The sequence below is a fragment of the Streptomyces sp. NBC_00490 genome (genome assembly GCF_036013645.1).
GTDB classification, from domain to species: Bacteria; Actinomycetota; Actinomycetes; order Streptomycetales; family Streptomycetaceae; genus Streptomyces; species Streptomyces canus_F.
On the sequence record NZ_CP107870.1, the window covers coordinates 126,430 to 145,321 of the forward strand.

The 18,892-nt window shown below is 69.0% G+C and carries 14 protein-coding genes; 3 read left to right on the plus strand and 11 right to left on the minus strand.

Features of this window, described 5'->3' with window-relative positions; all coding sequences use genetic code 11:
* Positions 1 to 2: 2 nt before the first annotated feature.
* The 8 genes from OG381_RS48990 to OG381_RS49025 all read right to left on the minus strand — a co-directional run bounded on the left by OG381_RS48990 (position 3) and on the right by OG381_RS49025 (position 11,669).
* Positions 3 to 3,368, minus strand: a complete 3,366-nt coding sequence (locus OG381_RS48990) for a condensation domain-containing protein (RefSeq protein ID WP_327722900.1) — start codon at positions 3,366 to 3,368, stop codon at positions 3 to 5.
* Between the two features lie 509 nt (positions 3,369 to 3,877).
* Positions 3,878 to 4,831: an aromatase/cyclase gene (locus OG381_RS48995; protein ID WP_327722901.1), complete on the minus strand. Its 954-nt coding sequence runs from the start codon at positions 4,829 to 4,831 to the stop codon at positions 3,878 to 3,880.
* 193 nt (positions 4,832 to 5,024) lie between these two features.
* Positions 5,025 to 5,774, minus strand: a complete 750-nt coding sequence (locus OG381_RS49000) for a thioesterase II family protein (RefSeq protein WP_327722902.1) — start codon at positions 5,772 to 5,774, stop codon at positions 5,025 to 5,027.
* Between the two features lie 412 nt (positions 5,775 to 6,186).
* On the minus strand, positions 6,187 to 7,008 hold the full coding sequence (locus OG381_RS49005; RefSeq protein WP_307038255.1) for an AfsR/SARP family transcriptional regulator: 822 nt from the start codon (positions 7,006 to 7,008) through the stop codon (positions 6,187 to 6,189).
* A 557-nt stretch (positions 7,009 to 7,565) separates the two neighbouring features.
* Positions 7,566 to 8,411 (minus strand): AfsR/SARP family transcriptional regulator, encoded by an 846-nt coding sequence (locus tag OG381_RS49010; RefSeq protein ID WP_327722903.1) that lies wholly within the window; start codon positions 8,409 to 8,411, stop codon positions 7,566 to 7,568.
* A gap of 290 nt (positions 8,412 to 8,701) precedes the next feature.
* Positions 8,702 to 9,355, minus strand: a complete 654-nt coding sequence (locus OG381_RS49015; protein WP_327722904.1) for a ScbR family autoregulator-binding transcription factor — start codon at positions 9,353 to 9,355, stop codon at positions 8,702 to 8,704.
* A gap of 73 nt (positions 9,356 to 9,428) precedes the next feature.
* Positions 9,429 to 11,018: an acyl-CoA carboxylase subunit beta gene (locus tag OG381_RS49020; protein WP_443062081.1), complete on the minus strand. Its 1,590-nt coding sequence runs from the start codon at positions 11,016 to 11,018 to the stop codon at positions 9,429 to 9,431.
* A gap of 123 nt (positions 11,019 to 11,141) precedes the next feature.
* On the minus strand, positions 11,142 to 11,669 hold the full coding sequence (locus tag OG381_RS49025; protein ID WP_327722905.1) for an acyl-CoA carboxylase epsilon subunit: 528 nt from the start codon (positions 11,667 to 11,669) through the stop codon (positions 11,142 to 11,144).
* Here OG381_RS49025 and OG381_RS49030 point away from each other — a divergent pair.
* From OG381_RS49030 to OG381_RS49040, 3 genes are all read left to right on the plus strand, one after another.
* Positions 11,581 to 12,693 (plus strand): ScbA/BarX family gamma-butyrolactone biosynthesis protein, encoded by a 1,113-nt coding sequence (locus tag OG381_RS49030; RefSeq protein WP_327722906.1) that lies wholly within the window; start codon positions 11,581 to 11,583, stop codon positions 12,691 to 12,693. The genes OG381_RS49025 and OG381_RS49030 overlap by 89 nt on opposite strands.
* Before the next feature lie 658 nt (positions 12,694 to 13,351).
* Positions 13,352 to 14,062 carry an HAD family hydrolase gene (locus tag OG381_RS49035; protein WP_327722907.1) on the plus strand — a complete coding sequence of 237 codons (711 nt, stop codon included), beginning with the start codon at positions 13,352 to 13,354 and terminating at the stop codon, positions 14,060 to 14,062.
* Positions 14,063 to 14,368: 306 nt separating this feature from the next.
* Positions 14,369 to 15,019: a ScbR family autoregulator-binding transcription factor gene (locus tag OG381_RS49040; RefSeq protein ID WP_327722909.1), complete on the plus strand. Its 651-nt coding sequence runs from the start codon at positions 14,369 to 14,371 to the stop codon at positions 15,017 to 15,019.
* A gap of 226 nt (positions 15,020 to 15,245) precedes the next feature.
* Here the strand turns inward: OG381_RS49040 and OG381_RS49045 are convergent, their stop codons facing one another.
* From OG381_RS49045 to OG381_RS49055, 3 genes are read right to left on the minus strand one after another with little or no spacing between them, the layout of a single operon-like run.
* The gene (locus OG381_RS49045; RefSeq protein ID WP_327722910.1) at positions 15,246 to 15,647 is read right to left on the minus strand and encodes a DUF6009 family protein; all 402 of its coding nucleotides are present in this window, start codon (positions 15,645 to 15,647) and stop codon (positions 15,246 to 15,248) included.
* Entirely contained in the window at positions 15,644 to 17,143 is a 1,500-nt protein-coding gene (locus tag OG381_RS49050) for a DNA primase family protein (protein WP_327722911.1), read from the minus strand. The genes OG381_RS49045 and OG381_RS49050 overlap by 4 nt, the downstream gene beginning before the upstream one ends.
* Positions 17,140 to 18,237 (minus strand): bifunctional DNA primase/polymerase, encoded by a 1,098-nt coding sequence (locus OG381_RS49055; RefSeq protein WP_327722912.1) that lies wholly within the window; start codon positions 18,235 to 18,237, stop codon positions 17,140 to 17,142. The genes OG381_RS49050 and OG381_RS49055 overlap by 4 nt, the downstream gene beginning before the upstream one ends.
* Positions 18,238 to 18,892: the final 655 nt, after the last annotated feature.

An 18,892-nucleotide genomic window follows, 5' to 3' on the forward strand; every position in this document is an offset into this window, starting at 1 on the left:
CTTCAGGCGTCCGCTGCGGTGGCGTCCGCGAGGGCTCGGGCGAGATCGCGGGCCCGTTCCTCCTCGTCCGCGCTCGCGCCGGCGAGCACCACGCGGGGCGGGGGGCCGCCGTCCGCGCCGATCCGCCGGGCGAGGTCGCAGGCGAGGGCACCGGCACCGGAGAAGCCGCCGAGCAGCAGCCGGCCGGTGCCGCGCGCGGCCAGGGCGGGCCGGGCGCGGTCGGCGTCGCCGGTGAGCACCAGCAGTTCCTGGGGGCCCGCATAGGTGTGGGCGAGCAGGTCGTAGCAGGCCGCGGGGGCGCCCGGCGGCGGGACCAGACAGATGGTGCCCGCCTGCTCCTGTCCCGCCGTGCGCAGGGTGAGCAGCGGCTCGTCGCCCCCCTCCCCCGAGACCTCGGCCATCTGCGGTACGGCCCGGCCCTCCAGCAGCTTCACGGCGGCCGCGACGGTGGTGGACTCGCCTGCCCACAAGGGGAGTTCGCGCAGCAGCAGGGCGCTTTGCATCAGCAGTTCGGCTGCCGCCTCGTCGTCGAGGACATCACGGTCGTGGACCCCTGTCAGGACCAGTCCGCCCGCGCTGTCGTGGTGGGCGAGCAGTCCGATGGGCAGGACCGAGCGGGCGGGTACGGTGCCCTGGAACTCGGCCCGGATGCCCTGTGCGGCGAGTTCGCCCTCCAGCCCTTCCACCGGGTGCGGCGGATCCTCGAAGACGATGACGGTGGCGGCGGGGTCGGTGTCCGCGCCGCTCTGGCCCGGGGTCCGGATCCAGTCGGCCGGCACCCATTCGTAGGCGGCCATGTCCAGGGCGTGGTCGCGCAGTTGCCGCATCAGGTTCGGCAGGGTCCCGGCCGGGTCCACCTCGACGGACATCGGCAGCGCGTTGCGCAGCGGTCCCAGCATCCGGGCGACGCCGTCGAGGGGGATGCCACGGCCCGGGGCGGTGACCGCGAAACAGACGGGGGCCGGTCCCGCGGCGCCGGAGGCACGGTGGATGAGCATCGCCCAGACGGCCTGGAGCACGCTGCTCTCGGCGATGCCCCACATGCCGGCCCAGCGCGCGAGACGGATGGTTTCTGCAGAGTCGAGGCGCAGCCGGGAGCGGCCCACCCCGGTCAGACCGGTGGCCCCGCCGGGCCGGGCCGGCCGGGAGGCCGCGTCGGCGGGCGGTACGGAACGCCCCCAGAACCCCCGTACCGGCTCCAGGTCCTGGGCGGCGATCCAGGCGGTGTAGTCCCGCAGGTCGGGCCGGCGTTCGCCGCCGGGCAGGGAGCCGCCCGCGAGATAGGCCCGGTGGAACTCGCGCAGCATGATGTGCGCGCTCCAGGTGTCGAGCAGGGCCCGGTGATAGGTGAGCACGATCCGGGTGGGTGAGCCGGCGCCCTCGAGGGGGCTGCCCTCCGACCCCAGCAGGGTCAGGCGCAGCGGTCCGGGGCAGCGCAGGTCGAAGCCGCGCAGCCGGTCGCGCTCCAGCAGGGCGGACAGCTCGGTGTCTTCGCCGCGCCGGACCCGGACGGTGATCTCCGGAGTGACCCGGCTGTGCACCATGAGCTGCGGTTCGGGGCCGCCGGTGAAGGCGGTGCGCAGCACCGTCTCGCAGTCGAAGACCGACTGCCATGCGGAGGTGAAGCGTTCGACGTCGAGCGGGCCGTGCCAGACCCACACGAGCTGCTCGACGTGCCGGCCGGTGCCGGGCTGTGCGTCACTGGCCTTGTACAGCGCCGACTGCTGAGGGGTGGCCCGGAAGACGGACGGGATGGGGGCGGTGGCCGCGCCGGCCAGTTCCCCGAGCACCTCGCGCAGCAGGTCGGCGAGGGCGGCCACGGAGGTGTCGGTGATGCCTTGGGCCGGGTCGGGCACCCAGTCGAGGCCGAGGCGCAGGCTGCCGCCGACGGTCTGGACGCGCACGTCGAGACGGTGCGTGGGCCGGCTGGGCGCGCTGCCGGGCACGGGCCGGGCGGAGCCGGGCAGCAGCTCGTCCGGGCCGTGCAGGGTCAGACAGGCCGGGGCGGGCGTCAGTTCGCGCAGAGCGTCGCGCAGCAGCGGGTCGGGACTCCACTCCCGGCAGGCCCCGAATCCGGCGCCGCCCGCGGCCTGCCCGGCGCCCGCCGCCAACGGGCCTGCCACAGCGGCCAGTTGCCCGAGAGGGTCCAGGCCGGGGTCGAGGGTGAGATGGACCGGGTGCACATCGGTGAGCCGGCCCACGTGGCGCCGTAGGCCCGGATGGCCCGCCCTGGGGTCGCTGCGCACGTCGAAGCCGACCTCGTCGACGCGCTGCCAGCGGGCCAGGGCAAGGGCGAAGGCGCCGGTCAGCACCTGCCCGGCGGTCAGCGCGAGACGTCGGGCCAGGCCCTTGGTGATCCGCTCGGTCAGGTCCTCGTCCACGGCGATGTCGATGTGCCGTTCCTGTCGCGGCCCGCTGCCCCACCCCGTCGCCGGGGCGGTGTCGGTGGTGTCGCCGGACCGGGGCACCGCGGCGGAGCTGCGCGCGCCGAGCGTGCGGGCCCGTCGGTCGGCGACGAGGGCCCAGTGGCGGACCTCGTCGGGGTCGCCGGCCAGTTCCCGCAGTTCGCCGGCCCAGTCGGTCAGCGGGTCGGGCACGCGCCGCGGGCGTACGGGGACCCGGGCCGTGGCCGTCCCGAGGGCGGCGGTCAGGTCGTCCAGCAGGATCCGCCAGGACGCGGCGTCCACGGCGAGCTGATGGACGATCACGGCGAGCCGGTCGGCGCGCGCTCCTGCCGTACGGCGGTCCCGGGCGAGCAGGGCCCGCAGCTGGACGCCGGTGTCCGCGTCGAGGGTGCGGCCGATCGAGGCGACGTCCGCGGCGAAGCCGGCCTCGTCGGTGAACTCCCCTTCCGTCAACGGGTCCTGGCCGTCCGAGGCCGCCGCCGGCCCGGTCAGCCGGCCGCCCGTCGTGTCGAGGCGGGAGCGCAGTGAGGGGTGGGCGGCCAGGACGCTGCGCAGCGCCGCCCGCACCGTGCCCGCGTCCAGCGAGGCGGCGGGCTCGATGAACACCGCCTCATAGCGGTGCCGTGCGGGACGGGTGAGGACCGCGCACTGGGCGGGCACCAGCGGTCGGTCGACCACGAGCGGCTCGGTGAGGAGATCGGCGATACGGCCCACCACGGACGCCGCGATCGCGCCGTCCCGCTGGATGAAGCGGAGCGTGTGATGGTCGGGGCCGTGCCGCAGCAGCCGGTGCTGCCACCCTGGCCGGCCCGGGTCACCGGAGGCGAGCTCGCCCAGGACGTCTTCCAGTACGGCGGGGTCCAGCGGACCGCGCAGTTCGAGGTCCCACGGGGCCGTGTGCGGAGGGGGCCCGGGGTCGACGACCACGGAGATCGCCGCGTCGGAGGAACGGGAAACAGTCATGCGTGTCCGGGGACGTGCGGTCCGCTGCGACCGGCGCGGTCCCCTCCCTCCTCTCCTCTGTAGGCGCTGGTTGAGCTGCGACGCCCGGCCCCTGCGGGGATCGTGCCGCTGGTCCGATGGGCAAGGTGCCCAGTCCGGCCCTGAAGGCGTGGTGGACGGTACGCGCCCGGTTGCGCCGTACTGGGCCGTGGCGAAGACAGGGGAGCGCCTGAGGACGGGTGGTCGACAGTGCGGACGGCCCGCGCGCGGGCCCGGTGGGGCCCAGGCCAAAAGGGTGGCTGCGGCGCAGGCGACGGGAGGCGGGGCACACGGGGACGTTGCCGCGCTGCCTCACTTCCATGACGCCTCCTGGTCAGCAGATATCCACCACACTCCGACTCTGCACGCTAACGGCAGCACCAGGTCCCCGTCCGATTTCCCAAGCGGGTGTGCAGCGGTGCCCAAGCCCGCCAGGGGCCATCCATGAGCGGCCCGTCCGCCTGCCTCGTCCGCCCCGGACGGTGCCGCCGTCACAGCATGCGGACGGCGGTCTCCGCATGCTGCTTGGCATGGGCAAGCAGTACCCGGCTGTTGCGGCCGATCGCCTCGCGCACATGCCGGCGGGCGTGTTCCAGGTTCGCGTGCTCGCCCAGTTCGGCGGCGATGTTCTCCTCGCGCAGGACGACGGTGTGCTGCGCGATGACGGTCACGCCCCGCTCCTCGGGGACGACGGACCATTCGCCGGTGTGCGCCTGAAGCAGGGCGGGGGTCGTGGTCTGCTTGTGGATGATGCGCTCGGCGTGCGGGAAGCAGATCCGCACCGAGTCGGTGGTGTGGGTGCCGTACTCGGTCAGCGTCTCCATGGTCACGCGCTGCACGCCGGGCTCGTCCTCGGTGAGGTCGACCCGGGTGACGTGCGGCACCATGTCCGGCCAGTCCCCGGCCCGGTACAGGAAGTCGTAGACCAGTTCGGCCGGGCCGTTGACGTGTACCGACTCCTCGAAGGTCAGGACCAGTTCGTCCAGGCGCTCCCAGCGCTCGGCGACCGCCTTCAGGCCGGCGAGCTGGCTGCGGCTGTGCCCGTCGGCGGCCCGCTCGGCCCAGGCCAGGTCGGCGGGCAGGTCGTCGACGACACTGAAGTCGTACAGCAGCTCGAGCTCACTGCTGTGCGGTCCTTCGGGGCGCACGTTCACGATGCCGCCCAGCGCGCTCAACGGAGACGCGGGCAGCTCCTGGCGGAACTCCACCCGGCGGTTCACCGGGTCCAGGTGCCGCCATGAGGTCCATGACTTCAGCTGGCCGTCCATGAAACACCAGGTGCGCAGCCGCTCCCGTTCGCCGTCGAACTCCAGGCGTTCCACATGAACGCTGGGGGAGAAATAGAGCGGCCAGTTCACCGCGTCGGCGAAGAGGGCGTAGACCACACCGGCGGGTGCGGACACATGGACCTTGTGCGTCGTTTTCTCCGCAAGCTCAACAGACATCTGAACACCTCTCCTACATTGCGCCGACGGCTACGCGAACAGAATTCAGACGGTCGGATGAAAACCGCTGAAGAACGAGCGGAAAGCAGATCGAATAACGCTGGTCCCGTCAGCCGTCGACTACCGCGTCGCACAAGGATTCAGGGGCGTGGGGGCACTCGCGTGCCCGCACCGGGTGAGCGAGGGTGCGGATTCATCCGACGGGCACGCTCTCCCGGGCGAGGCGGCCGGTGACGCGGCCGGCCCGGCCCAGGAGTCTGGGCAGTTCACGGCCTCGTCCGAAGAAGTGGTGGCCGGGGACGGTACGCAGCCAGGTGGGCCCTTGGGTCCACTGCCGCCAGCCGTCGGCGATCGTGGGCGGCGCCAGCGGGTTCTCCCGCGACGCGACCACGAGTACGGGGGTGGTGAGCGGCCCCGCGGCCGAGGGCTTGCGGGCCGCCTCCTCCAGGGCCTGGGCGAGTTCCAGGTCGGCGCGGAGCACCGGCAGCATGGCCCGCAGCCAGATCCCTTCGTCGCTCTGCGCCGGCACGGCGCCCTTGCCGCCCAGGACATGCAGCAGTTCGGCGTCCGTCGCCCCACGGGCGTCCGGCAGTTCGGAGGGGGTGTCGGGTGGCGGGCAGGCGCCGACGGCGAGAAGTGCGGGGCCGGGCAGACCGGCCTCGTGCAGGGCGCGCGTCACGGTGAAGGCGACCATGGCACCGAGACCGTGCCCGTAGAGGACGTACGGCTCGGGGTGCGGGTCGGCGAACAAGGGCAGCACATCGGCGAGCAGCGCCTCATGGGTGGTCACCCGCGGTTCGGAGCGCCGCCGTTCGCCGCCCGGCAGGGGGACCGGGAGCACCTCGACCCCGGGGCCGGTGCTGGCGGCCCAGTGATCGAAGACCGAGAGGCCCCCCTCGGAGTGCGCGAAACAGTGCAGTCGCACCGACGGTCCGTCCGACATGGCATCCTCCTCTCCCGCCGCCCCTGGACACACGGGGGCGGGGTTCGAGAATCGCCGGACGACCTCAAAGACCGCTTGAGAGCGGGCGGAGGATTGCTTCCACCGGCTCGGCCGTACGGCCGAAGGGTGTGATCATGGAGAAGACTTCCCGTGCGGTGAGTTCGCGGAGCGGTCCGCCAGACGCGTTGCCGCAACCGCGTACGGTCCAGCGAACTCGGGCCCGCCCGCTGCACTCCCCACACCGCGTCGAGGCCGCGTTCCACCCGGCCACGGCCGATCCGACGGCCCGCCGATCCGACGGCGGGGCCTCTTCCGGCACCACCCGGCACCGCGGGGTCAGGCGCGGTCCCGGGACGGGACAGTGGTGGAAAACGACCTCTGAGTACGACTCGAGCCCCCGCTCCGGCCGGCCTCAGGCGGCGTAGAGATCGAAGGTCGAGCTGCGCCGGATACCGGCGGACACGTCCAGTTGCGGGTCGACGGCCAGCATCGCCTGGTGCAGCCGCTGCACCTGCGGTGAAGGCTCGACGCCCAGCTCCTCGATGAGCCGGATGCGCAGCTTGCGGTAGACGGACAGGGCCGATGCCTGCCGCCCCGACCGGTACAGCGCCACCATGGCCTGCGAGTGCAGACCCTCGTGCTGCGGGTAGCGCGCCGTCAGTTCGGCGAGCTCCGCGATGAGTTCGGAGTGCCTGCCGAGCCGCAGATCGGCGTCGATACGCCGCTCGACGGTGCCGAGTCGGCTCTCCTCCAGGCGCATGACCTCGATGCCGAGAATCGGCCCGACCCGTACGTCGACCAGTGCGGGACCGCGCCACAGTTCCAGCGCCTTGCGGAAACAATTGGCCGAAGTCTCGTCGTCCCCGGACTCGAACGCCGCCCGCCCTTCGGTGACCATGCGTTCGTACTCGTGGACGTCGACGCTCTCGGGCGATATCTGCAGCAGATACCCCCCGTGCCGGGTGGCCAGCACCTCCTTGGCCGCGCCGGGGACATCGGGTCCCATCGCGGTGCCCAGGCGCCGGCGCAGCTGCAGGATGTAGGTCTGCAGGGTGGTGAGCGCGCTCTGCGGTGGTTCGGTCCCCCATATCTCTTCCATGAGCATGGGGACAGGCATCACCCGTCCGGGGTAGAGAGCGAGCAGGGAAAGAATCTGCCGCGGCTTACCGGCCGTCGGGACAATCGACCCCCCGTTGACCTCGGCACTCAACGGACCCAGAACTTGAATCTTCACTGCTTTCCTCCGTACCTCGTCGAGTTCCTCTCGTGGCTGAATTCCGTCACCGTCAGCACACTAGCCGGATTCGCGCCACACCCGACTTTCCTCAACCGGAGCTTGAGGGTGTTTCAACTGAAGGCCACGGTCCGGAAATTGATCCACTCAAGGGCATGTAAACGACGACTGGAAGTAGGCGTGCCCGCATTATCACGGAACGGTCCGCCGGGTTACCTTTTCCATTGAATTCCGTTGCCGAGAACCCGAATTGCGGAACGCACGGCACCGTTTCGACGAAGGGGCCGTTTCGGCCCGATGCCGCCCCTCCCCCGGCATGGGGCCGCAGGCGTTCGGGCGAGGAAGCCGCGTCTCAGCGGCACGGGGACGTCCGCGCGCGGACGAGAGGTGCGACGGACCCGGTGGGCGTCACGGGCGTCAGGAGAACATGCGTCGCGGCATCAGCCGGACAAGGGGGCAGGCCTGGCCCGGCGTTCGGGCCCGCACATGCCGCTTCCCAAGGCGTCGGCGAACCGGACGGACCGGCCGCGCGAAGACCCTGGGAAGAGGGATGGCACTCAACTCGTGGGAACGAGACGCTCCTTGCCGGTCTTGGGCGCCGGCACCGTGGTCTCGGGGTTGGCCGTGAGGATGGACCGCTGCAGGCGCCGCAGCCCTGCCGACGGCTCCAGGCCGAGGTCCCGGACCAGCGTGGCGCGGAGCCGCTGGTAGACCTCCAGGGCCTCTCCGCGCCGCCCGGAGCGGTACAGCGCGAGCATGAACTGGCCGTGCAGGCTCTCATGAGTGCGGTAACGATTCACCAGAACGGTCAGCTCGGCCAGCAGCTCACGGTGACGTCCCAGTCGCAGATCGGCCTCGATGCGCTGGTCCAGCGCACACAGCCGGCTCTCCTCAAGACGCTTGATCTCCATGTCCAACTGCGCCCCGGCCTGGACGTCCGCGAAGGCGGTCCCCGACCACAGCATCAGCGCTTCCCGCAACTGCCGCGCGGCACCGGGGAAGTCACCCGCGTCCATGGCCCGGTATCCCACGCCCGCAAGGCGCTCGAAGGTGCGCACGTCGCTCTCGCCGTCACCGCTGACCAGCATGTAGCCACTGGGCATCGTCACCAGCACGTCCTTGGCGGTACGCCGCCTGCTCTCCCCCTCCATGCCGTCCTGCTCGTCCTTCTCCACGGCCACGGCGATGAGTTCACGCAGCTGGAGGACGTATGTCTGCAAGGTGGTGCGGGCGCTGCGCGGCGGCGTGGTGCCCCACAGTTCCTCGATCAGTGCGGAGACGGGCACCACCCGGTCGGCGTGCAGCGCCAGCAGTGCCAGCACCTGCCGCGGCTTGGGAGCCGTCGGGGTGATGGAGATTCCGTTCTCCTGTACGGCCAATGCGCCGAGTACCTCGATGTCCACGCGATCTCCCCTGTCTTATGCCCGAGTGCTCCGGTCGGTTCGCGGCCGTCAACAGATGTCGGTCCGGCGCCATGGCAAGACTAAAAACAGCACGAGCGGTCTGTCAATACCAAACCGCATATCCTGTATTTTCTTAGCGGAGACGTAGGGGTAACAGGCCTCTGACCAGCATCTATTCGAGATCTCCAGCGGGAACCAAGGGGGCCTCAAGTCGGCCTCCAGGGAACAACCGCGAGGTGGAGGCAGAAATCGATCTTAAAACAGACCTTGCGGTCTGCTAAGGCTCGAGGTCAGCCCGAGGTGCGCTCCGCCGAGGGGACGACGGCAGTCGGCCGCGAGCCGGAGCTCACCAGCCGGTCCAGGTCCTGCCGGCCGGCGAGCCGCGGCAGGATCACCTCCCAGAAGCGGGTGACGTTCTGCCGCGACAGCCAGGAGGTGTCATCGCCGCCCAGGACCTCGAAGCCGACGGTCGCGGCGACGATGACGCGGGCGCTGTCCGACCAGGACACGCCTTCTGCCAGAGCACCGTTGCGATCGGCCCGGCGGAGGCTGTCCTCGACCCAGTGCCGCCACTGCGTGCGAAGGGAGGGCTCCCCCCGGCGGGTGGTGTCGCCCGCGAGTTCGAAGCCGCCGCGGACGACGGTGTCGTGGGTGAGACTGCGTGTCAGCTCGTGGGTGGCGTCCACCACCGCCTGGAGCGATTCCCCCTGCCAGGCCCGCGCCGCCTCGGTGATCAGGCGGACGGCCTTGGCGGCCTCCGCCTCCACCGCGTCGGCGAGCATGCCCTTGTTGGCGAAGTGGAAGTGCAGCGCGCCGTTGCTGACACCGGCGCGCTTGCTGATGGTGCTCAACGACGCGGTGACAAAGCCCTCCTCGGCGAACACCTCGGCCGCGGCCTGGATCAGTGCCTGCCGGGTGCGGGCCGCTCGCTCCTGTTTGACCATGTGCTGTCTCCTGAGAACAGGGACGTCGAAGGCCGGCACCGCACCGACATCCCAAGTCCCTCGGAACGTACTGCTACTGCGGGGGGTTGCCGTGTTTGCGCGACGGCAGGTCTGCGTGTTTCCTTCGGAGCATGGCCAGGGAGCGGATGAGGACCTCGCGGGTCCGGGCCGGATCGATCACGTCGTCCACCAGGCCGCGCTCGGCGGCGTAGTACGGGTGCATGAGCTCGGCCTTGTACTCCTTGACCATCTTCTGCCGCATGGCCTCGGGGTCCTCAGCCTCGGCGATCTGCCGGCGGAAGATGACGTTGGCGGCGCCCTCGGCGCCCATCACGGCGATCTCGTTCGTCGGCCACGCGTAGGTCAGGTCGGCGCCGATGGACTGGGAGTCCATGACGATGTACGCGCCGCCGTAGGCCTTGCGCAGGACCAGCGAGACCCGCGGCACGGTCGCGTTGCAGTAGGCGTACAGCAGCTTCGCGCCGTGCCGGATGATCCCGCCGTGCTCCTGGTCGACGCCTGGGAGGAACCCGGGGACGTCCAGGAAGGTCATGATCGGGATGTTGAACGCGTCGCACATCTGCACAAAGCGCGCGGCCTTCTCGCTGGCTTCGATGTCCAGTACGCCGGCCAGGGTCTGAGGCTGGTTCGCGACAAACCCTACGGTCTGTCCGTCGAGTCGGGCCAGTGCGCAGATGATGTTCCGCGCCCAGCCCTCGTGGACCTCGAGGTATTCGCCGTCGTCGACGACCTCCTCGATGACCTTGGCCATGTCGTAGGGACGGTTGCCGTCGGCGGGCACCAGGTCGAGGAGCGCGTCCGAGCGCCGGTCGATGTAGTCGCCGCCGCGCACCCTCGGCGGGGCTTCCCGGTTGTTCTGCGGCAGCAACGACAGGAGGTAGCGCACCTCGGCGATGCAGGTCTCCTCGTCGTCGTACGCGAAGTGACACACACCCGACGTCTCGGCGTGCACGTCCGCGCCGCCCAGCCCGTTCTGCGAAATCTCCTCGCCCGTCACGGCCTTGACCACGTCCGGGCCGGTGATGAACATCTGCGAGGTCTCACGGACCATGAAGACGAAGTCGGTCAGGGCGGGGCTGTAGGCCGCACCGCCCGCGCACGGTCCCAGCATCACGCTGATCTGCGGGATGACACCGGACGCCTTCGTGTTGCGCTGGAAGATGCCGCCGTAACCGGCGAGCGCCGACACACCCTCCTGAATACGGGCTCCGGCGCCGTCGTTCAGCGACACCAGCGGAGCTCCCGTAGCGATGGCCATGTCCATGATCTTGTGGATCTTCGTGGCGTGGGCCTCGCCCAGCGCACCGCCGAAGATCCGGAAGTCGTGCGCGTACACGAAGACGGTACGGCCCTCGACGGTGCCCCAGCCGGTGACCACACCGTCCGTGTACGGCTTTTTCACCTCCAGGCCGAAACCGCTTGCCCGATGCCGACGCAGCTGCTCGACCTCCTGGAACGAACCTGGATCCAGCAGCAGTTCGATGCGCTCCCGTGCGGTCAGCTTGCCCTTGGCGTGCTGCGCCTCGGTCGCCTGCTGACTGGGGCCGGCCAGCGCCTGTTCGCGGATGCTGTCCAGTTCCGCCACGCGCCCGCGTATATCGACGGGCCCTGGTTCCGTCGAGGCCCGGCTCGTCATAGCCATGTCAGGTGCCTTCCTGGGACAAGGCCGAGGAGGTCCTGCCCCGGGTCCGTGAAGCCATCATAACAAACCGCACAAGCGGTCTCTAATTGAGCGATGAAGAAAATATGGAGGTCTCTGCCGCCGTCAGCGCCAGCTTTCGGGTGCCGTGTAGGCCGGCGGTTCGCGCCACTGTCGGGCGCCCGCCTCGGGTGGCTCTTCGCTTGAACGCCGTGCGGATGCACGCAAGGCGAACACCACCGCGGCAAGCGCGGCCAGTTCGGCACCGCTGGGGTTGCCGCGCTCCACTCGGAGCAATGCCTGTCCACTCACCATCCGACCGTTTCCCCTCTTCTCGGGCTCTTGGACACCATCGAGCAGGCCCCTCAAGGACCGCTTTGAGGCCGCTTGAGAACCTGTGGCCCAGAGGGCATCTCCGGCGCCGCGCGACGGTGAAATCCTCACCTCGGGCGACGACTCACTCCCTCCCACCGACAGCTGCCGAGCCTGCAAAGACCCACGCCGGAGCGGATATGGAGCGGGAGTCGGATCTGCCTCAAGAGGGTTGGAACAGGATGCTCCATTTATGGCAGGCCAGGAGCCTTTCGTTCCGCTAGAAATTAAACCGGTTGGTATGTATCTTTGTCGGCCCGGGGAGAGCGAACTCCTCGTCATCAGGCCTAGCGGCTCAGGGGGAACTATGTCTGCGATCACGTTCCGCATAGACCGCACCACACCAAGCACGGCTCGCTCCGAGGACCGCCCTGCGGTATCCACCGGAACCAGCAGTGCCGACCGCTACGCGTCGCTCACCACCACGGTGCCCAAGGAACTCGTTCATCGCGCCAGCGTCGCAGAGGTCATGCTCACCGATTGGAAGCGCCTGGCCGACGACCACTTCGCGCTCACCGCGCAATGGCCGCGCCGGCACGGCTTCTTCCTCACCACGGACGACTGCCACGACCCGCTCATCGTCGCCGAAACGATTAGGCAGGCAGGAATCCTCATCGGGCACGCGGAGTACGACGTCCCCCTCGACTACTCCTTCCTCATGTGGGATCTCGCCATCGAGGTCAGGCCCCAGCAGATCTTCGTCGGCACCGCCCCGGCCTCGCTCGACATAGAAGTCACCTGCAAGGACATCAAACGACGTCGCGGCGACCTGTCCGGGTGCCGTTACGAGGTGCTGATCCTGCGCAACGGACAGGTGGCTGCCACGGGCAGTGCCCGCTTCACCTGTGTTTCCCCCACGGTGTACCGGCGACTGCGCACTCCCCGAGCGGAGTCAGGCATCCGGTGCCCGATCCCTCTCACAGCTCCACTGGCACCTCAGAACGTCGGCCGTCTGTCCCCCACGGACGTGGTCCTCTCGCCTCATGGCCTAACGGACCAGTGGCAGCTGAGGGTCGACACCCGGCATCCCGTCCTCTTCGACCACCCCGTCGACCATGCTCCTGGCATGCTGCTGCTCGAAGCCGCACGCCAGGCCACGACCGCACACCTGGGGCGCGCCTGCCTTCCCCTCAGTGTCACCGGGGAGTTCATTCGGTACAGCGAGCTGGACGCAGCCTGCACAATCAGCGCCCGCTCGGTGCCCGATCCCGACCGCCCGCACGAAGAACGCGTCCTCATCACCGGCGAGCAGGAAGACGAGCTCATCTTCCGGGCCATCGTGACGGTGGCATCATCCACCGTCTGATCCGGCCCCGGGCGCTGCGCACCGCTTCGGAGCCGAAGCGGTGCGATGCCGCCGGCTACAGGAACGAACCGCCGGACGCATCAACGCACTGTCCCGTGCCCCAGCGGTAGTCGTCCGCGGCAAGGAATGCCACGACATCGGCGATGTCGCCGCGGTCGCCCATCCGACCGAACACCGAGAACGCCGCGTGACCCAAGTTCCTTGGCGAGCGCCTGGGGCAAGGCCTCAAGTGCGGCCGGCCATCAGCTGGTCGAAATCCTGCGGTCGCACCTCGGCGACCCGTCCCGGAACGTTGAAGCCCGCGCAGTTCACCAGAAGGTTCAGCCTCAGGGGCTAGCCCTGTTCCTTCAGACCGCAGTCCAGCCGGTCATAGCAGGTCTCGACGCCACAGGGCTCCCCCAGCTGGGCACTCACCGCGAAGGCGCGGCCGCCGTCCGGGGCGAGACTCCGCGCGATGCCCGACCGATCCCTCGCCCACGGACGCATACGCGCGTTCGACAAATACCAGGCCGCAGTCTCGCCCGCCCCTTGGCGAAGGCAAACCACTAAGTAGCTATAAAAAACCGCTCCTCCGGTTTATTATGGATCCAGTGCCTGCTCCAATCTTTCAGCAGCATGGCCGCGACCGTTCGGTGCGGCCCGATCCGGAGGCAGTCTCATGGCTCCTGTAGCCCTACGGCATCTGCGTCTCATTGCGGTCAACATCGACGGAGTGCTACTGAACGACACATTCAGCCCCGTGATCCACCGCTTCGTCGTCAAGAACGGCGGCGTCTACACAGCCGAACTGGAGCGTGCCGTGTTCTCGCAGCCCCGACTCAGAGCCGCCGCCGCCATCGGCGTCGCGGGCTCCCCCCAGGAGGTGGCAGAGGCGTACTTCCGCGAGCGGGAGCTGTATCTGCAGGAACATCCGATACACCCACTCGACGGTGCCAAGCGGCTACTGGGGCGGCTCCACCGTCTTGGAGTGCCGCTGATCTGTTACGGAGGATTGGAACGACCGCATTTCGACCGCCATCTGGCCAGGTACGCCCACTACTTCGATCAGCCTCAGTACGTGTGCACCAACGATTTTCGTCCCGGGGTCCGCGAGATCGCCACGGACATGTTCGGTCTCCGCTGCGACCAGGTGCTGTTCATCGACGACGTGGCACGCGTCGCTGAGACGGCACAGACTCTGGGGGCGGCTTTCATCGGGCACCCGAGCTCTTACGAGCACAGCTTCCAGGAGCAGTTGATGCGTAAGGCCGGCGTACGACACCTGGTTCGGTCACTCGACGAGATAGACGAGTCCCTGCTGTCCACCCTTGATTCCGAAGCTGCCGACGGCCTCGTGTGGCGGGACAGTCGAGTGAGGGTGCCTGCCTGAGGGCTCCTACGGGGAGAAAATCCGACTCCAATGGCTGTTTTCAGCCGTCTGCGCACAACCGTTGCGAGTACTGGATTCGGCTACGCTAAGTGAAATGTTGGCGCTTCAAGCACCCGCACAAGGCCCTGACCAGCAACATCTCCGCCTTGGGCCTCCCATATGACCAGTTTTGACGCGTGGAGGGAATGCGAAAGTTCGCCTTGCTCAGTACTGGGCGAGGCGAACTGGCCGTAAGCTACCTACTAAGCGGTTTCTTTCGAAGCTCGCTGCGGGGGTAAGAGGACGGCTAGCTGAAGGAGAGGTCTAGTGGTACAGCAAGAACGTGCGATCCAGACTCGTCGTGTGATCCTGGAAGCAGCTGCGCAGGTGTTCGCAGACCATGGGTATGTCGCTGCGACGATCGCCGACATCCTCAAGACCGCGGGGGTAACCAAGGGCGCACTGTACTTCCACTTCGACTCGAAGGAACTCCTGGCCAAGGGGGTTCTGGAACTCCAGACGGAACTACCTCTTCCGCCCCAGGAGATCAAGCTGCAGGAAGTGGCGGACATCGCCATGACTGTCGCCCACCGCCTGCCCATGGACGCTGTCCTGCGGGCGGGGGCTCGGCTCTCCTCGGATCCCACCGGGCGACAACACTACGGCACCGCCTGGACATCGTGGATCGAAGTGCTGACCGACCTCTTGGCCAAGGCCCAGCAGTGCGGCGAGGTTCTGCCCCATGTGGAACCGCGCGAAATCGCAGAGCTGATCGTCAGCACATTCCACGGGGTGCAGCTCTACTCACAGCTGGAAAACAACCTGACGGACGTGGAGTACCGGGTCTCGGTCCTGCTGAACCACCTCATGCCCTCCATCGCAGCCCCTGCAGTGCTGCTGCGCCTGGACGTGACCCCGGACCGCGGAGCCCGGGTGTTCAACGAGGCAAACCACATGCAAGCCACAGAGGTGGCCTAGCCACTCGTCCTCCCGACACCCCCGTCGTACAGGCACAGCCCACGGCCGTGGCGCCAAGAGCGCCACGGCAACCTTGCTTGCGGCGGTGCTGTGGGGCCCTGTCGGCAGTTGTCACGCAGGGCCTTCGACTGCTCCAGGAAACACCCCACAGCGTGAAGCGGCAGGCCGCAGAGGCCAACTGCCAACTCGTGGTCCGCAATTAGGCCCCTGAAACCCTTCGGACGCCCTACAGCGGCAGCGTGATCCCCAGCTCCCGCATCGCCGAAGACGGCGGCCCGCCCTCTGACCGCTCGGTCTTGCACCCCTTGCTGCCGGGCGCCAGCGTGCGCGGGTCCACCGCCTCGGCAGGCGCGCCGGTCGCGTAGAGACCTTCGGGGTCGGTGTCCCGGTCGTGCGGAAGCAGCCAGAACACCCGGCGCCGGAAAGTACCCGAGGAACGGGACGGCTTGGCCCCGGGACCCAGCAGTGCGTAGCCGACCATGCGGCCGTCGCGGTGGTAGGGGGGCTTGCCACGGCGCGTCGTCAGCCGGTCCAGGCTCTGACGCACGTAGTCGAGCGTGTCGATGTCCTCGAGCCAGACGAAGTCGTCCTCATGAACGAGCTCGTCCTCAGCAATGAGGGCGCTCATGCTGTCTCCTCGTCGGCGACCACTCCGATGCCCGGGTAGTACTTGCGCTGGTTGGACAGGATCATCTCCTTGGGCGACGCCAGTCCCACCACTTCTCGCACTCGTGCCGCGAAGGCCCGGGACGAGATCGCTGGGGCACCCTCATTCTGACACCAGGTCTTATAAACCGCGTAGAGCTGTGCCTGTTCCGCCCTCAGCGCCGGTGCGACCCGGCAGGACTCGGAGAGGAATCGCCCGGTATGGTCCTCGGTCTCCGCGTACGCCGTGGTGGCGATCCGCACCCGTTCGGGCCCGGTGAGGTTCTTCTCGCCGCTCAGGTAGCGACGGGCCCCCAGGATCAGCCAGTTGAGGATTCCGGGACCCTCCTCGGTGACGAGGATGTCGGCCAGGTTGTCGATCTTCCGGTCGTCGGGCACGACCCGCTCGAACGGGATCAGCCGCATCCGCCGCCAGAACGCGAAGCCACCGGTGCCCACTTCGGGCCGGTGATTGCCCAGCAGCCAGAGTTTGTGGGTGGGTTCGAAGCTGAAGAAGTCCTGCCTCATGCGGCGCGCCTTGATCCGGTCGCCGCCCGTCAGCAGCTTCACCCGGGCCTCGTCGAACCGGTCCCCCGGCTTGACCTCGCTGCACACGATGACCCGGCGGCCGTGCAGCTCCGCCAGGTCGGTGGGGTGCCCCTCGTAGGGCCGGGCCATCAGGAAGCCGGGCGGGGCCGCGTCGGCGTAGTCCCCCACCAGCTTCATCAGGACGTCCAGCAGCACCGACTTGCCGTTCTTGCCGGACCCGAACAGGAACGGCATGACCTGCCCGCCGACGTCCCCGGTGATGGAGTACCCCAGCAGCAGATGCAGGAAGTCGATCATCTCCGCGCCCTCGGTCCCGTCGCCGAAGGTGTCGACGAGGAACCGGTCCCAGCGCGGGGTGGGCATCGGCTGGGGGGCCGCGGTGGTGGAGCGGGAGTGGAAGTCCTTGTCGGGGTCGGGCGTACGGATCAGTCCGGTGCGCAGGTCGACGATGCCGGCTGGGGTGCACAGCGCGTACGGGTCGGCGTCCAGCCGGGCCGCGTTGAGCACCATGCCGGGCGCGGACCGGGCCTGCGCGAGCATGGCGTTCATGCCGCTGGTGCTGAGCGCACGACGGCGGTGCTGCTGCAGCGCGGTGGAGGTGAACACGCCTCGCGGGTCGTTGCTCGCCAGGGACTCCGCGAGGTCTCCCGCGGCCCACATGACGGTGTCGTCCTCGTCGATCTGCCACCGGGTGCTGTCCCAGCGGAACCAGCCGAGGCCGGGCACATGCCGGTAGTCGTTGGAGTAGAGCTTGACGAACAGTTTGGCGTTGCCCCGGTCGCTGAGGGTGTCGGGCAGCAGTCCGTCGGCCGTGGCCTCTCCCTGCGCGGGGGCGTCCTCGGAGCGGCGGGCATGCGGTACGGGCTGGGCGAGGATCTGCGCGGCGACGGCCTGGGCGTCGAAGAGTGTGTCGTCCTGGCGGGACGTCATGCGCGTCCTCCTGGGGACAGCGGGCGCGTACGGCCGGCGTTCAGACCGCTACGGATGATGGCCGTGTAACGGCGCTCCTGCCCCGGCCTGGCATGCTCGGCGGCCTCGCTGAGGACCCGCTCTGCCTCCGTCGCCTCCAGCTGTCCCCCGGCCACGAGCCCTCCTGCGGTATATGCGGCACGGTTCAACTTCTCGGAGAACGCGGCGCCTTCGGCTACGGCGGCACAGGCGGCCACCTCTTCGAGTAGTGCGCCCAGCACCCGGCTCACCGCTCCGCGGCCGCCGCCCGCGGCCAGGACGGCCTGCCGGGCCCGCGGTGGGACCGGCCTCGGCGCGGGCACGTACGCGGGCGGCAGGTGTCCGGTGCGCTCCAGCTCGCGGGCCAGCCAGTCGGGCAGTGGTGCGGGCTCCCGTACCTCTCCCACCACTTCGTACACACCGGCTTCGGTCACGGTGCCGGGGGCGACGATGTACCCGCCGTGCGCCCGTACGTCGACCTGCCAGGCGAGCGCGCGGCCACCGGATCCCGTGGAGCACTGCCAGCGACGCCCGCCATGCGCCCGGTACCAGACGTGCAGCCCGCCCGAGGGGGTGCGCACGCGAAGGGTCGTCTCGTCGTCGGCGGGGCTGTCGAAGCCGCGCAGGGCGGCCAGCAGACCGATCGTGTGGAAGCCGTTGGCGAGCCCGGTCAGGTCGATCCCCTCGGAGATGGTGATGCCGGGTAACAGCCGGTCCCGTCCGGGGAGTTCGCGCTCATGAGCATCGATGTCGACGACCAGCAGGTTGGCGGGTCCACAGGCGATCCCGACACCGAAGCCCGGGTGGGCGCCCCACCACTGCTCGATGCGGGCGAAGTCGAGGGTGGCGGCGTGAAAGCCATGACACCAGCGACCGGCCGCCGGACAGCCGCAGCCCTTGTGATGGTGCCCGGGCAGCCGGCAGGTCTCGCAGTTGCCCGCAGGCGTCTTGCGTCCCGGTGCCAGCGGATGGACGGGCCAGCCTCGGCTGGCACACCACCGGGCCGTCGCCAACGGGCCTGCCACCGGAGCGGACGACCGTGAGTAGCTACGTGAGTTGTGCAGCTCAGAGGCCATTCGCACCCCCCACCAGCGACCGAAGCGACTGAGCGACCGGCACAGCATAGCTAAGGAGGTGGGGCCCGAACGTCCCTTGGGAAAACAGATATTCGAGCCAGTTCAGTGGCCAGCGACTCACGTGGTTTCGGTAGCTGCTCAGCCGTCCGAGCGAAGCCGCAGGTCAGAGAAGTAAGAGTGATCAAACAGCGACTGAAGCGACTCAAGCTCGCTATATATGACGCCAACGCGCACGCACACGCACACACACGAATGTCTCCATATACCCAGACCTTCGGTCGCTTCAGTCGCTGTTCAACCGGGGAGAAGCCTCTGACCTGGCCTTTTCCAGCAGCGACCGAAAGCTACCGAAGGGGCACTCGGTAGCTTCTCTTCAGTCGCTCCCCCGTAGGCCCTATTCGGCCACAGCGACTCAAGCCCCCTCCCCTCCCCCACCCAAGTCCCAGAGCGACTCAAGCGACTGTGAAGCGAGAACGCCCTCCCGGCCGGGAAGCGGCTACCAGGCTCCACACGGCTGAGTCGCTTGGGTCGCTATTACGACGTAATAGCCGCGCCCCCGCTCCCCTCCTCTCCCCTCCCCTCCCCTCCCCCACCCCCGGGGTTGAGGAACTTCGCCCCTGGCCTGCCCCATACTGATCTCCCGTAATGACATCGC

Bases quoted from the DNA above. Each gene is read 5' to 3' on its own strand.
- OG381_RS48990 (WP_327722900.1), bottom strand. From the start codon at position 3,368: ATGACTGTTTCCCGTTCCTCCGACGCGGCGATCTCCGTGGTCGTCGAC.
- OG381_RS48995 (WP_327722901.1), bottom strand. From the start codon at position 4,831: ATGTCTGTTGAGCTTGCGGAGAAAACGACGCACAAGGTCCATGTGTCC.
- OG381_RS49000 (WP_327722902.1), bottom strand. From the start codon at position 5,774: ATGTCGGACGGACCGTCGGTGCGACTGCACTGTTTCGCGCACTCCGAG.
- OG381_RS49015 (WP_327722904.1), bottom strand. From the start codon at position 9,355: ATGGTCAAACAGGAGCGAGCGGCCCGCACCCGGCAGGCACTGATCCAG.
- OG381_RS49020 (WP_443062081.1), bottom strand. From the start codon at position 11,018: ATGGCTATGACGAGCCGGGCCTCGACGGAACCAGGGCCCGTCGATATA.
- OG381_RS49030 (WP_327722906.1), top strand. From the start codon at position 11,581: ATGGCAGGCCAGGAGCCTTTCGTTCCGCTAGAAATTAAACCGGTTGGT.
- OG381_RS49025 (WP_327722905.1), bottom strand. From the start codon at position 11,669: ATGACGAGGAGTTCGCTCTCCCCGGGCCGACAAAGATACATACCAACC.
- OG381_RS49035 (WP_327722907.1), top strand. From the start codon at position 13,352: ATGGCTCCTGTAGCCCTACGGCATCTGCGTCTCATTGCGGTCAACATC.
- OG381_RS49045 (WP_327722910.1), bottom strand. From the start codon at position 15,647: ATGAGCGCCCTCATTGCTGAGGACGAGCTCGTTCATGAGGACGACTTC.
- OG381_RS49050 (WP_327722911.1), bottom strand. From the start codon at position 17,143: ATGACGTCCCGCCAGGACGACACACTCTTCGACGCCCAGGCCGTCGCC.
- OG381_RS49055 (WP_327722912.1), bottom strand. From the start codon at position 18,237: ATGGCCTCTGAGCTGCACAACTCACGTAGCTACTCACGGTCGTCCGCT.